This window comes from Grimontia kaedaensis (assembly GCF_023746615.1).
Taxonomy (GTDB): domain Bacteria; phylum Pseudomonadota; class Gammaproteobacteria; order Enterobacterales; family Vibrionaceae; genus Enterovibrio; species Enterovibrio kaedaensis.
The window spans coordinates 3,266,479-3,282,651 of record NZ_CP082275.1; the positions used below are offsets into that span (position 1 = coordinate 3,266,479).

Annotated in this window: 15 protein-coding genes; 6 read left to right on the top strand and 9 right to left on the bottom strand. The window is 50.2% G+C overall.

Features of this window, described 5'->3' with window-relative positions; translation table 11 throughout:
- Positions 1 to 59: 59 nt before the first annotated feature.
- The 4 genes from argF to K6Q96_RS14650 all read left to right on the top strand — a co-directional run bounded on the left by argF (position 60) and on the right by K6Q96_RS14650 (position 3,372).
- Complete coding sequence (gene argF / locus K6Q96_RS14635) at positions 60 to 1,064, top strand: ornithine carbamoyltransferase (protein ID WP_251876612.1); 1,005 nt, start codon at positions 60 to 62, stop codon at positions 1,062 to 1,064.
- Positions 1,065 to 1,401: 337 nt separating this feature from the next.
- On the top strand, positions 1,402 to 2,331 hold the full coding sequence (gene pyrB, locus K6Q96_RS14640; protein ID WP_046307058.1) for an aspartate carbamoyltransferase: 930 nt from the start codon (positions 1,402 to 1,404) through the stop codon (positions 2,329 to 2,331).
- Between the two features lie 15 nt (positions 2,332 to 2,346).
- Positions 2,347 to 2,814: an aspartate carbamoyltransferase regulatory subunit gene (gene pyrI / locus K6Q96_RS14645; RefSeq protein WP_251876613.1), complete on the top strand. Its 468-nt coding sequence runs from the start codon at positions 2,347 to 2,349 to the stop codon at positions 2,812 to 2,814.
- 168 nt (positions 2,815 to 2,982) lie between these two features.
- Positions 2,983 to 3,372 (top strand): RidA family protein, encoded by a 390-nt coding sequence (locus K6Q96_RS14650; protein ID WP_046304083.1) that lies wholly within the window; start codon positions 2,983 to 2,985, stop codon positions 3,370 to 3,372.
- Positions 3,373 to 3,454: 82 nt separating this feature from the next.
- Here the strand turns inward: K6Q96_RS14650 and idi are convergent, their stop codons facing one another.
- From idi to nudF, 8 genes are all read right to left on the bottom strand, one after another.
- On the bottom strand, positions 3,455 to 3,991 hold the full coding sequence (gene idi, locus K6Q96_RS14655; protein WP_251876614.1) for an isopentenyl-diphosphate Delta-isomerase: 537 nt from the start codon (positions 3,989 to 3,991) through the stop codon (positions 3,455 to 3,457).
- Between the two features lie 97 nt (positions 3,992 to 4,088).
- A complete protein-coding gene (locus K6Q96_RS14660; protein ID WP_251876615.1) occupies positions 4,089 to 4,814 on the bottom strand; it encodes a 1-acylglycerol-3-phosphate O-acyltransferase in 726 nt (241 codons plus the stop codon).
- Between the two features lie 183 nt (positions 4,815 to 4,997).
- Positions 4,998 to 7,292, bottom strand: coding sequence for a DNA topoisomerase IV subunit A (parC, locus tag K6Q96_RS14665; protein ID WP_251876616.1), 2,295 nt, complete (start codon positions 7,290 to 7,292; stop codon positions 4,998 to 5,000).
- A gap of 28 nt (positions 7,293 to 7,320) precedes the next feature.
- Complete coding sequence (gene parE / locus K6Q96_RS14670) at positions 7,321 to 9,213, bottom strand: DNA topoisomerase IV subunit B (protein WP_251876617.1); 1,893 nt, start codon at positions 9,211 to 9,213, stop codon at positions 7,321 to 7,323.
- A 97-nt stretch (positions 9,214 to 9,310) separates the two neighbouring features.
- Positions 9,311 to 9,889, bottom strand: a complete 579-nt coding sequence (gene yqiA, locus K6Q96_RS14675) for an esterase YqiA (protein ID WP_251876618.1) — start codon at positions 9,887 to 9,889, stop codon at positions 9,311 to 9,313.
- Between the two features lie 3 nt (positions 9,890 to 9,892).
- Positions 9,893 to 10,717 carry a 3',5'-cyclic-AMP phosphodiesterase gene (gene cpdA, locus K6Q96_RS14680; RefSeq protein WP_251876619.1) on the bottom strand — a complete coding sequence of 275 codons (825 nt, stop codon included), beginning with the start codon at positions 10,715 to 10,717 and terminating at the stop codon, positions 9,893 to 9,895.
- Between the two features lie 45 nt (positions 10,718 to 10,762).
- Positions 10,763 to 11,191 (bottom strand): DUF1249 family protein, encoded by a 429-nt coding sequence (locus K6Q96_RS14685; RefSeq protein WP_251876620.1) that lies wholly within the window; start codon positions 11,189 to 11,191, stop codon positions 10,763 to 10,765.
- A 25-nt stretch (positions 11,192 to 11,216) separates the two neighbouring features.
- Positions 11,217 to 11,852: an ADP-ribose diphosphatase gene (gene nudF, locus K6Q96_RS14690; protein ID WP_251876621.1), complete on the bottom strand. Its 636-nt coding sequence runs from the start codon at positions 11,850 to 11,852 to the stop codon at positions 11,217 to 11,219.
- Positions 11,853 to 12,108: 256 nt separating this feature from the next.
- Between nudF and tolC the strand changes: the two genes are divergently transcribed.
- Positions 12,109 to 13,434 (top strand): outer membrane channel protein TolC, encoded by a 1,326-nt coding sequence (gene tolC / locus K6Q96_RS14695; RefSeq protein ID WP_251876622.1) that lies wholly within the window; start codon positions 12,109 to 12,111, stop codon positions 13,432 to 13,434.
- 70 nt (positions 13,435 to 13,504) lie between these two features.
- Here tolC and hldE read toward each other — a convergent pair whose 3' ends face one another.
- Entirely contained in the window at positions 13,505 to 14,941 is a 1,437-nt protein-coding gene (gene hldE / locus K6Q96_RS14700) for a bifunctional D-glycero-beta-D-manno-heptose-7-phosphate kinase/D-glycero-beta-D-manno-heptose 1-phosphate adenylyltransferase HldE (protein ID WP_251876623.1), read from the bottom strand.
- A gap of 203 nt (positions 14,942 to 15,144) precedes the next feature.
- On the opposite strand from hldE, the gene lpxL reads away from it, so the two are divergent.
- Positions 15,145 to 16,074 carry an LpxL/LpxP family Kdo(2)-lipid IV(A) lauroyl/palmitoleoyl acyltransferase gene (gene lpxL / locus K6Q96_RS14705; RefSeq protein WP_251876624.1) on the top strand — a complete coding sequence of 310 codons (930 nt, stop codon included), beginning with the start codon at positions 15,145 to 15,147 and terminating at the stop codon, positions 16,072 to 16,074.
- Positions 16,075 to 16,173: the final 99 nt, after the last annotated feature.

Sequence of the window (16,173 nt, forward strand, 5' to 3'; positions counted from 1 at the left end):
CAGATTGTTTGGGTATAGGTCACATCGCAGTAAACGGATTTTTAGAAAGGGACCTCAACATGGCATTTAATCTGCGTAACCGGAACTTTCTCAAGCTGCTGGATTTCACGCCAAAAGAAATCGCGCACCTGCTGGATCTCTCCGCAGAGTTGAAGAAAGCTAAATACGGTGGCTATGAGCAGCCTCGTCTGAAAGGCAAGAACATTGCCCTGATCTTCGAGAAAGCTTCTACCCGCACGCGATGTGCCTTCGAAGTTGCCGCCTTTGACCAAGGCGCACAGGTTTCCTATATCGGTCCATCTGGTTCGCAGATCGGTCACAAAGAGTCGATGAAAGACACTGCGCGTGTTCTTGGCCGTATGTATGACGGCATCCAATATCGCGGTTTCGGCCAGTCTATCGTTGAAGAATTGGGCCAATTTGCAGGTGTTCCAGTTTGGAATGGCCTAACTGATGAATTCCATCCAACCCAGATCCTGGCAGATTTCCTCACCATGCTTGAGCACGGTCAGGGCAAAAAGCTTTCCGAAATGAAGTTTGCTTACCTTGGCGATGCACGCAACAACATGGGTAATTCCCTGATGGTGGGTGCAGCGAAGATGGGCATGGATATCCGTCTGGTTGCCCCAAGTCAGTTCTGGCCGGAAGAAGCGCTGGTTGAAGAGTGTCAGGCGATTGCCGCTAAGACCGGTGCGCAAATTACCCTGACGGAAAGCGTGGAAGAAGGCGTTCAAGGTTGTGATTTCCTTTACACCGACGTGTGGGTTTCCATGGGTGAATCTAAAGAAGCTTGGGACGAACGTGTTGCCATCATGAAGCCTTATCAAGTCAATATGGGCATGATCAAAGCCACAGGTAATCCAGACGTCAAATTCATGCACTGCCTGCCGGCATTCCATAATGATGAAACCACCATTGGTGCAGAGGTAGCAGAGAAATACGGCATGAAAGGGCTCGAAGTCACCGAGGACGTATTCGAATCTGAATACTCCATCGTGTTTGATGAAGCAGAAAACCGTATGCACACCATTAAAGCAGTGATGGTAGCCACGCTGGGCAGTTAACCCTATTACATCGCTCCATGAAGCCGCGCACCTGCGCGGCTTTTTATTTTATAGGGCGACACGATGTCATTGGCTCTGCCTTGCACAGGACAAAAATGGGCGTATAATCCTTCGCAATTTGTCAAAAAAACGAATCGGAATGCCAACATTAGCGACACAACTGACTGCTAAAACCTGCCGAATCTCGGCACTGGCACCGTTTTTTTGTTTTTACTGGATTCTCAAGAAAAGCCTCCTGATCGGGAGGCTTTTTTTTGACCAAAATGTACCATCCACCATGTTGCACTGGCTGTTTTCACCTAGCCAACGCATGGAATCTGTTAAGGGAAGAGAAGACATGGCGACCTCGCTGCACAATAAACACATCATCTCCATCCCGGAGTTGTCCCGCGAAGAACTGGAACTTATCGTTGACACTGCCGGCAAACTGAAAGCGGAACCGAACCCTACTGTGTTGAAGAACAAGGTAGTCGCGAGTTGCTTCTTCGAGGCATCAACCCGCACCCGCCTGTCTTTCGAAACCGCGGTTCAGCGTCTTGGTGGCACAGTCATTGGCTTCCCGGATGGCGGAAATACGTCTTCAGGTAAAAAAGGCGAAACCTTGTCTGACTCGGTACAGGTCATCTCTTCTTATGTTGATGCGTTCGTGATGCGTCACCCGAAAGAAGGCGCTGCCCGTCTGGCTTCAGAGTTCTCCAAAGGTGTGCCAGTGATTAATGGCGGCGATGGCGCTAACCAACACCCAACCCAAACTCTGCTGGACCTTTTCAGCATTTACGAAACCCAAGGGCGTCTGGACAACCTGAAAGTGGCCATGGTCGGTGACCTGAAATACGGCCGTACCGTGCATTCTCTGACTCAGGCACTGTCGAAGTTCGATAACAACCAGTTCTATTTCATTGCACCGGAAGCACTGGCGATGCCAGATTACATTCTGGAAGAGTTGGACGAGCAAGGCATCCCTTACAGCCTGCACACCAGCATTGAAGACGTTGTGCCGGAACTCGACATCCTTTACATGACACGAGTTCAGAAAGAGCGCTTTGACGAATCCGAGTACCAGCACATCAAAGCGGCATTCATTCTCGACACCCCTCAGCTTGCCAATGCCCGTGATAACCTCAAGGTGCTTCACCCACTGCCACGCGTAGATGAAATCACGGTCGCTGTCGATAAAACCCCTTACGCCTACTACTTCGAGCAGGCGGAAAATGGTGTGTATGCGCGTCAGGCATTACTGGCATTGGTTATCAACGGAAGCGTTTAAGGCAGGAGAATCGACATGGTTAAAGAACATAAATTACAGGTTGAAGCCATCAAGAACGGCACAGTTATCGACCACATCCCTGCTAATGTTGGCTTTAAGGTCATGAAGCTGTTTAAGCTACACAAAACCAACGAACGCGTGACCGTAGGTTTGAACCTGCCTTCCTCGGCACTCGGTGCGAAAGATCTGATCAAGATTGAAAACATCTTCGTGTCCGAAGAACAGGCACAACAACTGGCACTCTACGCCCCTAAAGCGACCGTCAACCAAATCGAGAACTACCAAGTTGTCGCGAAAATCCCGCTGACGCTGCCTAAGAGCATCTTGGGTGTGTTCCGTTGTCCTAACTCCAACTGCATCACTCACGACGAAAAAGCCGTTGAGAGCAGCTTCAACGTGATTGAGAAAGCTGATGATATCCACCTTAAGTGCAAATACTGTGAGAAGGTGTTCTCACGCGAAATCATGACAGAAAGCCACTGATCGTTTTCTTTGAACTGAAAAAGCCAGCCTTTGCGCTGGCTTTTCTTGCCCATGAGCGGAACATTACATGGTGTCGGGTATAAAATGTGATGGAATTGGGTTTACGTCAGGCGAGTCGCCATGCAGACTAACCACCCTACCGAAAAACATTGAATGAAGGATTGGTAAATGACTAAAGTGCTTCACACTGAACACGCTCCAGCAGCAATTGGCCCATACATTCAGGGCGTCGATCTGGGTAACATGGTACTGACTTCAGGCCAAATCCCAGTGAACCCAGTCACGGGTGAAGTGTCAGCAGACATCGCGGTTCAAGCACGCCAGTCTCTGGAAAACGTGAAAGCGGTTGTTGAATCTTCAGGCCTGACTGTTAGCGACATCGTTAAACTGACCGTATTCGTAAAAGATCTGAACGACTTCGGTACTGTTAACGAGGTATATGGCAAATTCTTCGACGAGCATGGTGTAGAACACTACCCAGCACGCTCTTGTGTTGAAGTCGCTCGTCTGCCAAAAGATGTGGGTATCGAAATCGAAGCGATCGCGGTACGCAAATAATCTTTCTAAGTCTGATGACGTTGATTGAACGAGAATGAAAAAAGCGACCAAAAGGTCGCTTTTTTATTGTCACGGCAAGCAGTTAAGCCGCCAACTGTACTTCAATCTTGTCGACAACCTCATGGAACCAAGCCGTAAACTGCTCGGGCCTTTCACCCATAGCAACACTCATTTCCTGCTGAGGCCACCAGCGCCAGTCCATCACTTCATCAGGATTGGGAACCAAGGAGACATCATCTACCTGACAGACAATGATTTGGTCCAACTCATGCTCAGTCAGATTGTTATCAAGTTCAGCGCGGTAGCAAAAGGATTCGCCCATCTCGAAACTGAGCGGCGCAACAATGCCAAGTTCTTCATTCAAGCGACGCTTCGCTGCAACCTCAAAAGACTCCCCTTGCATAGGGTGCGAGCAGCAGGTGTTAGTCCATAATCCACCGCTGTGATACTTACCCATTGCTCTTTGCTGGAGCAGGTATTCACGGCCATGCGGGGTTTCCCGGTAAATCATCACCGAGAATGCCAGATGCAAAAGCCCTTGCTCGTGCGCAGCCAGTTTTTCGGCAAGCCCTGTTGGCTCGCCATTTTCTGTTACCAGAACAACCTGATCTCTCAGCATACCTGTCTTACTTCTCTTACAAATCAGAGGCTTCTTAAAACACAAAAAGGATACGCATCAGCGTATCCTTTGGTTTTCACAATTACTGAGTAGTCTATTACTTCTTGTTGAGCTCGGCTACTTCTGCGTCCAATTCTGCCAGTTTGGCCGCCATGATGTCATGACACTTCTTCGCCAATTCGCGCACATTGTCTTTGTCATAGCCTTCGATAGAAATCGGATCCATCACTTCTACAATGATGTGTCCGTTATCGCCAAGTGAAGCACTCAGGTGCTTAGTTGAGCTACATACGATAGGAACGATAGGCACGCCTGCACCAATGGCTGCATGGAACGCACCGGTTTTGAATGGCAACAGACCACGGCCGCGTGAACGGGTACCTTCTGGGAACAGCCAAACAGAGACGTCATTGTCTTTGATTTGGTCAACCACCTGACCAATAGTACCGACTGCTTTACTGCGGTTGTTGCGGTCAATCAGGATGTTACCGGTCAGCCAGTACAAGGTGCCGAAAATAGGAATGTATGCGAGGCTTTTCTTACCTACGGTCACTGCGCGCGGGCGAACAGCATTTGATACGGTCACCAAGTCCCAGTTGCTCTGGTGGTTAGCGATGTAAACACAGGTGCCAACGTCTTTTGATGCTTCAGACTGGCGCAGGTCAAGCTTGATACCAAACAGGGAAGAAAGCTTGCCGAACATGCGGCCGAAAGTATAAACGTGCTTTGGATTTCTCGGGCTGAACAGGCAGTAACCACAACCGAATACAAGCATGAAAATCGCAAACAACGCGACAGCCAGCAGTCGCAGTATAAAGTACATTCAAATTCTCCTAACACCATTTAGCCGCAAAGAATCAGGCTGTTGGCCTGGGGGCGGTCGGGTAAAAATTACAGCGTACACTTGTTCGCTTAAATTGGCTGCGACTAGTATACGCATGCATTGACAAAAATCATCAACCTTCGGTTAACAAGACGAAAAAAAGCCCTCCGTAGAGGGCTTTTCTTATTCAGCTTCCGGAATATCTGGCGCTGAGGTTTCTGCCGACGATGTGTCTGGTGTCACCACCTCGATAGCCGTTACTCGCTGCAAACCTCGTGGCAGCATAGAGCCACGTCGACCGCGCTCACCACGGAAATTATCCATGTCCGCAGGTTTCAATGACAGCTTGCGCTTACCGGCATGCAGAGTCACGGTTGAGCCTTGTGGAATAACGAACAATTGCGCCAACAGCTCTTCACGGGCTTTCGCGCGCGCAGAAGGAATGTTGATGATCTTGTTACCTTTACCTTTACCCAGTTGAGGCAGCTCTTTCACCGGGAACACCAGCATACGACCTTCATTAGTGATAGCAACGATATCGTCATTGTCGATATCAAACACACGTTGCGGTGCCATTACTTCAGCAGCTTGAGGCAGGCTCAACAAGGCTTTACCACTGCGGTTTTTCGACAGAAGGTCGTCTTGCTTACACACAAAGCCATAACCCGCATCCGACGCCATCAGCACCAAATGATCGTTCTCGCCCATCATCACATGGCGCACCGTGGTGCCTGCAGTGATGTTCAAGCGGCCAGTAATCGGCTCGCCCTGACTACGCGCAGAAGGCAAACTGTGCGACTCCAACGCATAGCTTCGACCATCAGTACCGATAAACACAGCCGGCTGATTACTCTTACCACGTGCGGACGCCAGATAATTATCACCAGACTTATAGCTCAGCGTGGTCGCATCAACATCGTGGCCTTTGGCATGACGAATCCAGCCTTTCTCAGACAGAACAACCGTGATTGGCTCACTCGGGATCAAATCGCGCTCAGTCATTGCTTTCGCTTCAGCGCGCTCAATCAATGGCGAGCGGCGATCGTCGCCGTACTTCTCTGCATCTGCCAGAATTTCTTTCTTCAGCAGAGTATTCATACGGCGCTCAGAACCCAGCAGCTTTTCCAGTTGCTCGCGCTCTTTGTTCAGCTCATCTTGCTCGCCACGGATCTTGATCTCTTCCAGTTTGGCTAACTGGCGGAGTTTGATTTCAAGGATCGCTTCGGCTTGTTTCTCGCTGAGGTCAAAACGACTCATCAGCTCTTTTTTCGGCTCGTCTTCGGTGCGGATGATCTCAATCACTTCATCAATGTTGAGGTACGCAGCTAACAAACCTTCCAATATGTGCAGACGGGCCAGTACTTTGTCCAGACGGTATTGCAGACGACGACGCACGGTTTCACGGCGGTATTCCAGCCACTCAGTCAGGATTTTCACCAGACCTTTCACCTGAGGACGGCCATCAAGACCAATCATGTTCAGGTTAACGCGGTAGCTCTTTTCAAGATCCGTTGAAACGAACAGATGGTTCATCAGCTGATCGCAATCCACACGGTTTGAGCGTGGAACAATCACAATACGGGTTGGGTTTTCATGATCTGACTCATCGCGCAAATCGTCGACCATCGGCAATTTCTTAGCGCGCATCTGGTTAGCAATTTGCTCCAGAAGCTTCGCACCGGAAACCTGATGCGGCAGCGCGGTGATCACGATATCGCCGTTGTCTTTGTGCCAGCAAGCACGCATCTTGATGGAACCACGACCATCGCGATACAGCTTCTTGAGCTCTACCTGCGGTGTAATGATTTCGGCTTCGGTCGGATAATCCGGGCCTTTGACATGCTCAAGCAGGTCATCCAGCTCCAGTTTTGGCGTATCAATCAACGCCACCAGCGCATTCGCCACCTCACGGGCGTTGTGCGGCGGTATGTCAGTCGCCATACCAACCGCAATACCAGTCACGCCGTTCAGCAGGATATGCGGCAGACGTGCAGGCAGCGCTTTCGGCTCCTTCATGGTGCCGTCGAAGTTTGGCTGCCAGTCGACAGTGCCTTGTCCCAATTCAGACAGAAGCACTTCCGAGAAACGTGACAGGCGAGATTCAGTGTAACGCATCGCCGCGAAGGATTTAGGATCGTCCGGTGCACCCCAGTTACCCTGACCATCAACCAGCGGGTAACGGTAAGAGAACGGCTGCGCCATTAATACCATGGCTTCGTAACAGGCAGAATCACCGTGCGGGTGATACTTACCCAGCACGTCACCGACAGTACGGGCAGATTTTTTGTATTTGGCGGTTGCCGACAGGCCAAGCTCAGACATCGCATAAATAATGCGGCGCTGTACCGGCTTCAGGCCGTCACCGATAAAAGGCAGTGCACGGTCCATGATGACGTACATCGAATAGTTGAGGTATGCATCCTCAGTAAACTTCCTCAGCGGAAGCTGTTCGACACCGTCATAAGTGATATCAGTCATTGAAAACGTCCGATCTTAAAATTCTTGCTTAAACTTCGGTCAGCTCAGCCATGTCGCCTTTGTCTTGCAACCAATGGCGGCGGTCTTCTGCGCGTTTCTTACCCAGGAGCATGTCCATCATGCGATCCGTTTCTTCCTGATCGTCAATGGTCAACTGAACCAGACGGCGGGTATTCGGATCCATGGTGGTTTCGCGAAGCTGCAGTGGGTTCATCTCACCCAGACCTTTAAATCGCTGTACGTCGATTTTGGCGCGCTTCTGGCTCAAACGCTCAAGGATGCCGGCTTTCTCTTCGTCATCCAGCGCGTAATAGACTTCTTTGCCGCAATCGATACGGTAAAGCGGTGGCATTGCCACATACACGTGACCGGCTCTCACCAGCGCCTGGAAGTGCTTCACGAATAGCGCACAAAGCAGTGTGGCGATGTGAAGACCATCCGAGTCCGCATCGGCGAGGATGCAAACCTTGCCGTAACGTAGGCCGCTCAGATCTTCACTGTCCGGGTCGATACCCAGCGCTACAGAAATATCGTGGACTTCTTGAGAAGCCAAAACCTGATCAGCTGAAACTTCCCACGTGTTCAGAATCTTACCGCGAAGCGGCATGATGGCCTGGAATTCACGGTCACGGGCTTGCTTGGCAGAACCACCCGCTGAGTCACCCTCGACGAGGAAGAGTTCGGTGCGCGCCAGATCCTGCATTGAGCAGTCTGTCAGCTTGCCCGGCAGTGCTGGGCCTGACGCCACTTTCTTACGCACTACCTTCTTCGCGGCACGCATACGTCGGTGCGCATTAGCAATACACACTTCCGCCAGTTGTTCCGCCAGTTGCGGACGCTCGTTCAGCCACAGGCTGAAGGCATCTTTTACTACGCCTGATACGAATGCGGCACATTGACGTGATGACAAACGCTCTTTGGTCTGGCCAGCAAACTGTGGGTCCTGCATTTTTACAGACAGCACGTGGGCACAGCGATCCCAGATATCATCAGCAGTCAGCTTCACGCCGCGCGGCAGAAGATTGCGGAATTCACAGAACTCCCGCATCGCATCCAGAAGGCCCTGTCGAAGACCATTCACGTGCGTACCACCTTGAGCGGTTGGGATTAAGTTAACGTAACTTTCAGCAATCAGCTCGCCACCTTCTGGCAACCAGATAACCGCCCAGTCGGCCGCTTCATGCGGCGCGTTGAATTCACCCACAAAAGGTTCTGCTGGAAGGAGTTCGTAACCTTTTACCCCTTCTGCCAGATAATCTTTCAGGCCACTTTCGTAGCACCACTTGGTGGTTTCATCGGTGTTCTTGTCGGTAAAGACGATTTCAAGCCCAGGGCAAAGTACAGCCTTGGCTTTCAGAATACTTTTCAGACGGGAAACAGAGAATTTTGGTGAATCGAAGTAGCTCGCATCAGGCCAGAAGTGAACACGCGTACCTTTTGCACGGCGGCCACAGGTGCCGGTCACCGTCAGTTCCTGCACTTTATCGCCATGTTCGAAGGCGATTTCATACACCTGACCGTCACGTTTTACAGAGACTTCGACACGGTTAGACAGGGCGTTTACAACCGAAATACCCACACCATGCAAACCACCACTAAATTGATAGTTTTTGTTGGAGAATTTACCACCGGCGTGGAGTTTACAAAGGATCAGTTCGACACCTGAAACCCCTTCTTCCGGGTGGATGTCCACCGGCATACCACGGCCGTCATCAATCACTTCAAGGGACTGATCCGCATGAAGGATGACTTCCACTTTACGTGCATGTCCCGCCAATGCCTCATCGACACTATTGTCGATAACTTCTTGACCGAGGTGGTTTGGACGGGTCGTGTCTGTATACATGCCAGGGCGTCGACGCACTGGCTCAAGACCATTGAGAACTTCAATGGATCCCGCGTTATAAACTTGGTCTGTCATAGATGAATGGTTTTCTAAATTTTGTCACATGGTCAGTGATGCCGCGCTAGCTTGTCAAATATTGTCACAGCTAACGAGGTTATTCTGTGAGTTGTGGTCACAGTCCCAGGAATTGAATGATATCAGCGGGGTATCTGTCGAATCCGACAAAGGCGTGATCGCCACCTGCTTCAACGGTCTGCTTACATCCCTGGTATTTAGCGACAGCTTCTCGGTAATCAAGCACTTCATCGCCCTCTTGCTGCAGCAGCCAGAGTGTCTCTGGATGGGAAATCGAGGCCACATCCAAGGCTTTCAGCTCATCCATATGATGAGGCTCAAGCAGGTACGTTTCTCCAGTGTAAGGGTTTTGCTGTGGTCCGAGGTAATCAGCCAATAAGTCATAAGGCTTCACGGCTGGATTCACCAGCGCGGCACGAAAACCATACTGGGTATTAAGCCAGGTCGATAAATAGCCACCGAGAGAACTACCAACCAAACCTATCTGATAGTCACCTTTGTAGGTTTCAATAATATGTTGGAGTTGGTGTGCGGCTTCGGCAGGGTAACAGGCGAGACGGGGAACTTCCAGCTTTATGTCTGGACGGTGCAATTCGCACCAAGCCCGCATCTGCTCTGCCTTCGCAGAGAGTGGCGAGCTGTTAAAACCATGAATATAGAGGAGCAAGGGCTTCATATTTTAGTAGCCTGTGGAATTCATATCAGGCTGAAATTCCGTGCCCTTGAGTCGTCCTACGTGAGTGATAATAGTGCCGTCTTGATGCAATTCAATCTCGCGCCAGCCAGGATTAGTAGAATCCAGCGCAAAGTCATCAGAATCCGGTTTGAATTGGATGCAGGTTGAAGGTGCAGCCATGACGCGACGACCTTTGTGTTCGATATCCAGCGCTTGGTGAATATGACCACATACGACGCCTTTCACGTTGTTATGCTTTTCAACCACCGCCCAGAAATCCTCCTGATTATGGAGTTGGTGTTGGTCCAGCCATGCACTGCCAGCTGGGAGCGGATGGTGGTGCAGCAGCACCAGAGTGTGACGGTCTTTGTTCGTTGATAGCGCAGTATCAAGCAAGGAAAGTTGCTCTTCAGAAAGGCGGCCATGCGGGACGCCCTTCACCTGGCTGTCCAACACCACCAGTTGCCAATGCTCTCCAACTAACACGCTATCGCAACGTTGCAGCGTGGATTGCACCAGAATGGATTGCATTTCCTGTTGGTAATCATGATTGCCAGGTAGCCAGAAGCAAGGCTGTGACCAGTGATCAATCCCATCAACAAAACGCTGATAGGACTCGGCAGTGTGATCCTGGGAAATATCGCCGGTCGCGATAATGGCATCAAAATCGACCTGACTGGCTTGGATTTCGCCGACTACTGCTTGAAAACTCGCAGCTGTGTTCACCCCAAGCAAACAACCATAAGGATCAGCAAAGAGATGGGTATCTGTAATTTGTAACAACCGGACGGTCTGGCTGTGTTGGCTAGGTAGATGGCTTATCCGCAACGTCTTGAAAACCCTGATCGTAAATACGCGCTCATGCACGTCAAACTAATAAATTATATTCTGTTTTGTTATACCGTTTTGCAGGCAATGCGCTAACCAGTCAGCAAGAAAAGCATTCACTTGATGCTTTTCATCTTTCTGGTGCATACGCGGGTTGGGATAATCATAGCGCGGCTGGATGCGAGAAATCTGCTGTGTGGTACACACTTCGGCCACACGTGCATCATGATACATACGAACTGTGAGTCTGGGTCGCAAATATTGGGGCACCTCACCACGCTGCCAAATATCGAGCAAGGTGGTGTAACGCGTTGACTCTACGATATCCATCTGGAACTCGTGTCCCTGGATTTCATAAACGCAGGAGTCCCCCACGTTATCGTTACGCGGCATCAGTCTTAGCAATTTAGCGTAGTTGGTCTCGTACATACGCATCAGCGCATTCAAGTCGACTCGATATCCTTGCCTCAACATACCCTTATTCCCAATCGCAGCGTGTTCACCCAATGCTGGATGACTCCGCGCGAACCCTGTCACGATTCAGTGCCAGCCACTGCAGAGCAATAAGAGACGCGGCATTTTCGACCTTGCCTTCGTTAATCCATTGCATTGCTGTGTTAAACGGCACCACATGTACCAATATGTCTTCGCCTTCTTCTGGCAAGCCATGAACACCTTTGGCTTCTGACGCATCGACCAATCCAAGGTACAAATGAATGCGTTCAGAACATCCCCCAGAACTCGACAGATAGCTGGTCATCGGCTCAAGCTTTTCAACAGTCAGTCCAGCCTCTTCGTCCGCTTCACGCACTGCCACTTCTTCTGGCGATTCATCTTTGTCGATAATTCCAGCGACAATTTCAAGCTGCCAGGGAGATTCACTTGCCACCATCGCGCCAATGCGAATTTGCTCCACCATGACGACCTGATCAGTCACCGGATCGTAAGGAAGCATCGCGACAGCATGACCACGCTCGAAAAGCTCACGATTGATGGTCTCGCTCCAGCCACCAGCAAACAGGCGATGACGAAATCGATATTTCACCATCTTGAAGTAACCATTATAGACAACGTCACTTGCTTCAATTTTTACGTCGCCTTTCCCAAACTGGGACAGTGCATTTTGCTGTGGCACGGAATATCCCTTTATTCCTGCAAACGGGTGGCAAATGATAAATGGTCGAAATATGGGGCTGCAATGTCGCACCTTCACTTTTTTGGTATGGATTGCAGAATTATTTGAATATCTTTGTGGTTCAGATGGTTTTACAATCAATTTTTCTCAAGAAACCATCACATTGTCAGTTTCAAGTAAGCATCCATAGTTTACACTAGGGTCGAACACCTATTGGCAAATGACGAGATAACGATAAGTTCAGGGACTACCTATTATGAAAAAATTGCTCCCCCTTTTTATCGGGGTTGCGCTAGGCACTGCCGCTCCCCTGGCAAGCGCTGACGATTTGATTCAGGTTTACGAGCAGGCGAAACAAAGCGACCCACAACTTCTACGAGCCGCTGCGACTAAAGACGCTGCTTTTGCTGCCGTTGACACTAGCCGTGGCACCTTGCTGCCGCAGATTAATCTGAATGCTGGGTACAACCTATCGCGTTACAGTACCAACACTCAGAACGGCCCTTTTGATACCAATGTACTGAGTGCTGGGGTCGATTTAAGCCAAGAGCTATTCGAGCAAAACAGCTGGATCACTCTTGATATCGCTGAAATCACTGCCCGTCAGGCGGATGCGGTATATGCATCAGAGCAGCAAGGTCTTATCCTTCGTGTTTCCCAGGCTTACTTCAACGTACTTCGCGCCATTGATGGTTTGATTTTTGTCCGCGCAGAAAAAGCCGCAGTTGGTCGCCAATTAGAGCAAACCAAACAGCGCTTTGAAGTGGGTCTATCTGCAATCACCGACGTACATGATGCACAAGCACAATTTGACTCAGTACTTGCTCAGGAAATCCTGTCTGAAAACCAAGTATCCAACAGTTACGAAGAATTACGTGAGATCACTGGCTCCCGTCACGCTGACCTCCATGTACTGAATACCAAAACTTTCTCAGCGGCACGCCCAGAGCAACCTGCAGATGAATTGGTAAAACAGGCAGAAGAAGGCAACCTGAGCCTGCTGGCACAGCGTATTTCACGTGATGCGGCAAAAGAACGCATCAGTTTAGCTGAGTCTGGACACTTGCCGTCTCTGACCTTCAATGCCGGCTATGACTACGCTGATACCGACAACAAAACCCGCAGCGAAAGCAGTGGCGACAACAACCAGTTTACCGCAGGTATTAACCTGAACATGCCTCTGTACTCTGGTGGTACCGTCAGTGCAAGCGTGAAAGAAGCGCAGTTTAACTACGTTGCCGCGTCCGAGCAGTTAGAAGGCACATACCGTTCAACCGTGAAAGATGTTCGCGCGTTTTACAACAACATCAACGCCAGCATCGGTGCACTTCGTGCGTATGAGCAAACCGTGGTTTCACAACGCTCTGCGTTGGAAGCAACAGAGGCAGGCTTTGAAGTCGGCACCCGTACTATCGTAGACGTACTGGATGCGACCCGTCGCCTTTACGATGCGAACCGTGATCTATCGGATGCGCGTTACGATTACATCATCAGCGTATTGCAATTGCGTCAAGCGGTGGGCACGCTGAACGAACAAGATCTGGTTGATATCAACAACGGTCTGCTTCCACCGAAAAAGTAACTTTCGGTAAGTATCAAAAAGGCGCCTTAGGCGCCTTTTTTGTTTCCAACTCACTGTGCCACATAGGAGATTAAGCCTTGTTGTGGCCGCCCAGAATAGAGTTGATGATCTCTGTGGTTGAACAGCCGTCTTCGAAATTCAGCACGCGAACTTCACCGCCTGCGGCAATCACTTCTTCACCGCCTGCGATATCTTCCGGCTTGTAATCGCCGCCTTTCACCAAGAGGTTAGGCAACACTTCACTGATCAGACGTTGCGGCGTTTCTTCACCGAATGGCACAACCCAATCCACTGCGCCCAAACCTGCCAATACAGCCATGCGGCGATCGGTGGGGTTTACAGGACGACCCGGACCTTTTAGTCCACGCACAGATTCGTCAGTATTCACAGCAACGATCAGACGGTCACCCAGTTTTGCTGCTTCATTCAGATAAGCAACATGTCCTGCGTGCAGAATGTCAAAACAACCGTTAGTCATCACCACTTTTTCACCGCGTGATTGAGCCATCTGCACAGCTGCTATCAGCTGCTCTTCGGTGACAACGCCGTAGCCAGAATGATGGCTGCCATGCACAGCTTCTGTCAGTTCAATGGTAGACAGAGTGGATGTACCCAGCTTGCCAACAACAACACCAGCGGCAGCATTTGCCAGCGCACAGGCGTCTTCGATAGGCTTGCCTGCCGCCAAAGAAGCCGCTAGAACCGAAATCACGGTATCACCCGCACCTGTCACGTCATAGACTTCTTTTGCCAGCGTTGGCAGGTTCAGTGGCTCATGATCTTTGCGGAGCAAAGTCATGCCGTTTTCACTGCGGGTTACCAGCAAGGCTTCGAATTCGAATTTTTCGATAAGTGCCAAACCACGCTCAACAATATCTTCTTCCGTGCGGCAAGTACCCACAACGGCTTCAAATTCGCTCATGTTTGGCGTCAGCAACGTTGCACCTCGGTAGCGTTCAAAGTCAGCACCTTTCGGGTCGACCAACGTAGCAACACCTGCCTGGCGCGCCAGTTGGATCATTGGCTGAACATTTTCCAATGCGCCTTTCGCATAATCCGACAGAATCATTGCCTTCGCTTTTGGCAGTGCCGCTTCAATACGCTCAAGAATTGGCTGAACGTCTATATCGTGGAAACCTTCTTCAAAATCCAGACGAATCAACTGCTGGTTACGGCTCATTACCCGCAACTTGGTGATGGTCGGGAAATTCTCCAAACCAACAAAATCACATTCCACTTTCAGCGAGCTCAACGTGGTGTTCAGCACTTGTGCCTGCTCATCCTGGCCTACCAAACCAATCAGTTGTGCCTTGCCACCCAGCGCTGCAATGTTCATCGCCACGTTGGCAGCACCGCCTGGACGCTCTTCAGTCTGGTTGATTTTAACGACCGGTACCGGAGCTTCCGGAGAGATACGTCCCGTTGGGCCATACCAATAGCGGTCAAGCATGACATCTCCAACAACCAGAACATCGGCTTGCTGATAATCAGGCAAAGTCAGTTTCATTGTTTTCTCCAGGGAAAAAGGAACGTCGGCGATATTACCATAAACACATCACTGCAACAGCCATGCGGGCAACAACTCACATCTTCTTTGTCTTTCAATTGCTACAGTAAGATAGCTTGTTGACGAACTCTGACTATTTCAAAAGTTTCGGTATACAATGACGACCTTATTTTCTCGCTTGATTCAGGAAACACGACAACGCCATGAGCAACAATTCTGAAGCGCCCACTTTCCAATGGTCCTTACTACATCCTAAGTATTGGCACACCTGGATTGGTGTCGGGTTGATGTTCCTAATCAGTTGGATGCCTTATCGCCTGCAGCGCTTCCTTGGCCGGAAGCTTGGTTTGATGATCATGAAGTTCTTCAAGAGTCGCAAAAAGATTGCTTCGCGAAATCTGGAGCTTTGCTTCCCGGAGATGACAGGCGGTGAACGGGAAGCCCTGCTCAAGGAGAACTTCCAGAATATGGGCTTAGCGTTTTTTGAAACTTGTATGGCGTGGTTTTGGCCAGCATGGCGTATCAAGAAACACATGACATACGAAGGCTTTGAACAAATAGAAGCATTCAAAGCCAACAAAGAAGGTGTGCTAGTCGTTGCTGTGCACTCATTTAATTTGGAGCTTGGTGCCCGTGCGTTTGGGGTTCACTCCCCGGGTTACGGTGTTTACCGCCCTAATACCAACCCGGTTTACGACTGGTTCCAATACCGTGGACGTACACGCGAAAACAAATGTATTGATCGTCGTGACGTGAAGCAGATGATCAAACGCCTTCGTCAAGGCGAGCTGGTTTGGTATGCACCGGACCATGACTATGGCCGTCACCGCTATGCGTGGGCACCACTGTTTGCGGTCGAAAAAGCCTGCACTACGACGGGTACACACCTGCTTGCTTCTGCCAGCAAATGTAAAGTCGCTACATTCACCATCACACGAGACCGTGAAGGCACTGGCTATACCATGAGGCTGGACCCGCCGATGGAGGCTTTCCCTTACGATGATGCCGAAGCCTCTGCGGTTTATACCAACAAGTTTGTGGAGCGCTCGATTATGCGTGCGCCTGAGCAGTACATGTGGCTGCACCGCCGATTCAAGAGTCGTCCTGAAGGCGAACCCTCACTATATGACTGACGTATCAAGGTGGTAGGACCTGCGAGTAATTCGGCAAAAAGCGGCACTGAACCAGTAGCCGCTTTTTCATTTCCTAAGCTCTAGGCCCTTCTCTTCCTA

Excerpts from the sequence above, each read along its gene's own strand:
- tolC (WP_251876622.1), top strand. The coding sequence starts at position 12,109 with ATGAAAAAATTGCTCCCCCTTTTTATCGGGGTTGCGCTAGGCACTGCC.
- idi (WP_251876614.1), bottom strand. The coding sequence starts at position 3,991 with ATGCTGAGAGATCAGGTTGTTCTGGTAACAGAAAATGGCGAGCCAACA.
- pyrI (WP_251876613.1), top strand. The coding sequence starts at position 2,347 with ATGGTTAAAGAACATAAATTACAGGTTGAAGCCATCAAGAACGGCACA.
- argF (WP_251876612.1), top strand. The coding sequence starts at position 60 with ATGGCATTTAATCTGCGTAACCGGAACTTTCTCAAGCTGCTGGATTTC.
- parC (WP_251876616.1), bottom strand. The coding sequence starts at position 7,292 with ATGACTGATATCACTTATGACGGTGTCGAACAGCTTCCGCTGAGGAAG.
- yqiA (WP_251876618.1), bottom strand. The coding sequence starts at position 9,889 with ATGAAGCCCTTGCTCCTCTATATTCATGGTTTTAACAGCTCGCCACTC.
- lpxL (WP_251876624.1), top strand. The coding sequence starts at position 15,145 with ATGAGCAACAATTCTGAAGCGCCCACTTTCCAATGGTCCTTACTACAT.
- K6Q96_RS14660 (WP_251876615.1), bottom strand. The coding sequence starts at position 4,814 with ATGTACTTTATACTGCGACTGCTGGCTGTCGCGTTGTTTGCGATTTTC.
- pyrB (WP_046307058.1), top strand. The coding sequence starts at position 1,402 with ATGGCGACCTCGCTGCACAATAAACACATCATCTCCATCCCGGAGTTG.
- hldE (WP_251876623.1), bottom strand. The coding sequence starts at position 14,941 with ATGAAACTGACTTTGCCTGATTATCAGCAAGCCGATGTTCTGGTTGTT.
- parE (WP_251876617.1), bottom strand. The coding sequence starts at position 9,213 with ATGACAGACCAAGTTTATAACGCGGGATCCATTGAAGTTCTCAATGGT.
- K6Q96_RS14650 (WP_046304083.1), top strand. The coding sequence starts at position 2,983 with ATGACTAAAGTGCTTCACACTGAACACGCTCCAGCAGCAATTGGCCCA.
- K6Q96_RS14685 (WP_251876620.1), bottom strand. The coding sequence starts at position 11,191 with ATGTTGAGGCAAGGATATCGAGTCGACTTGAATGCGCTGATGCGTATG.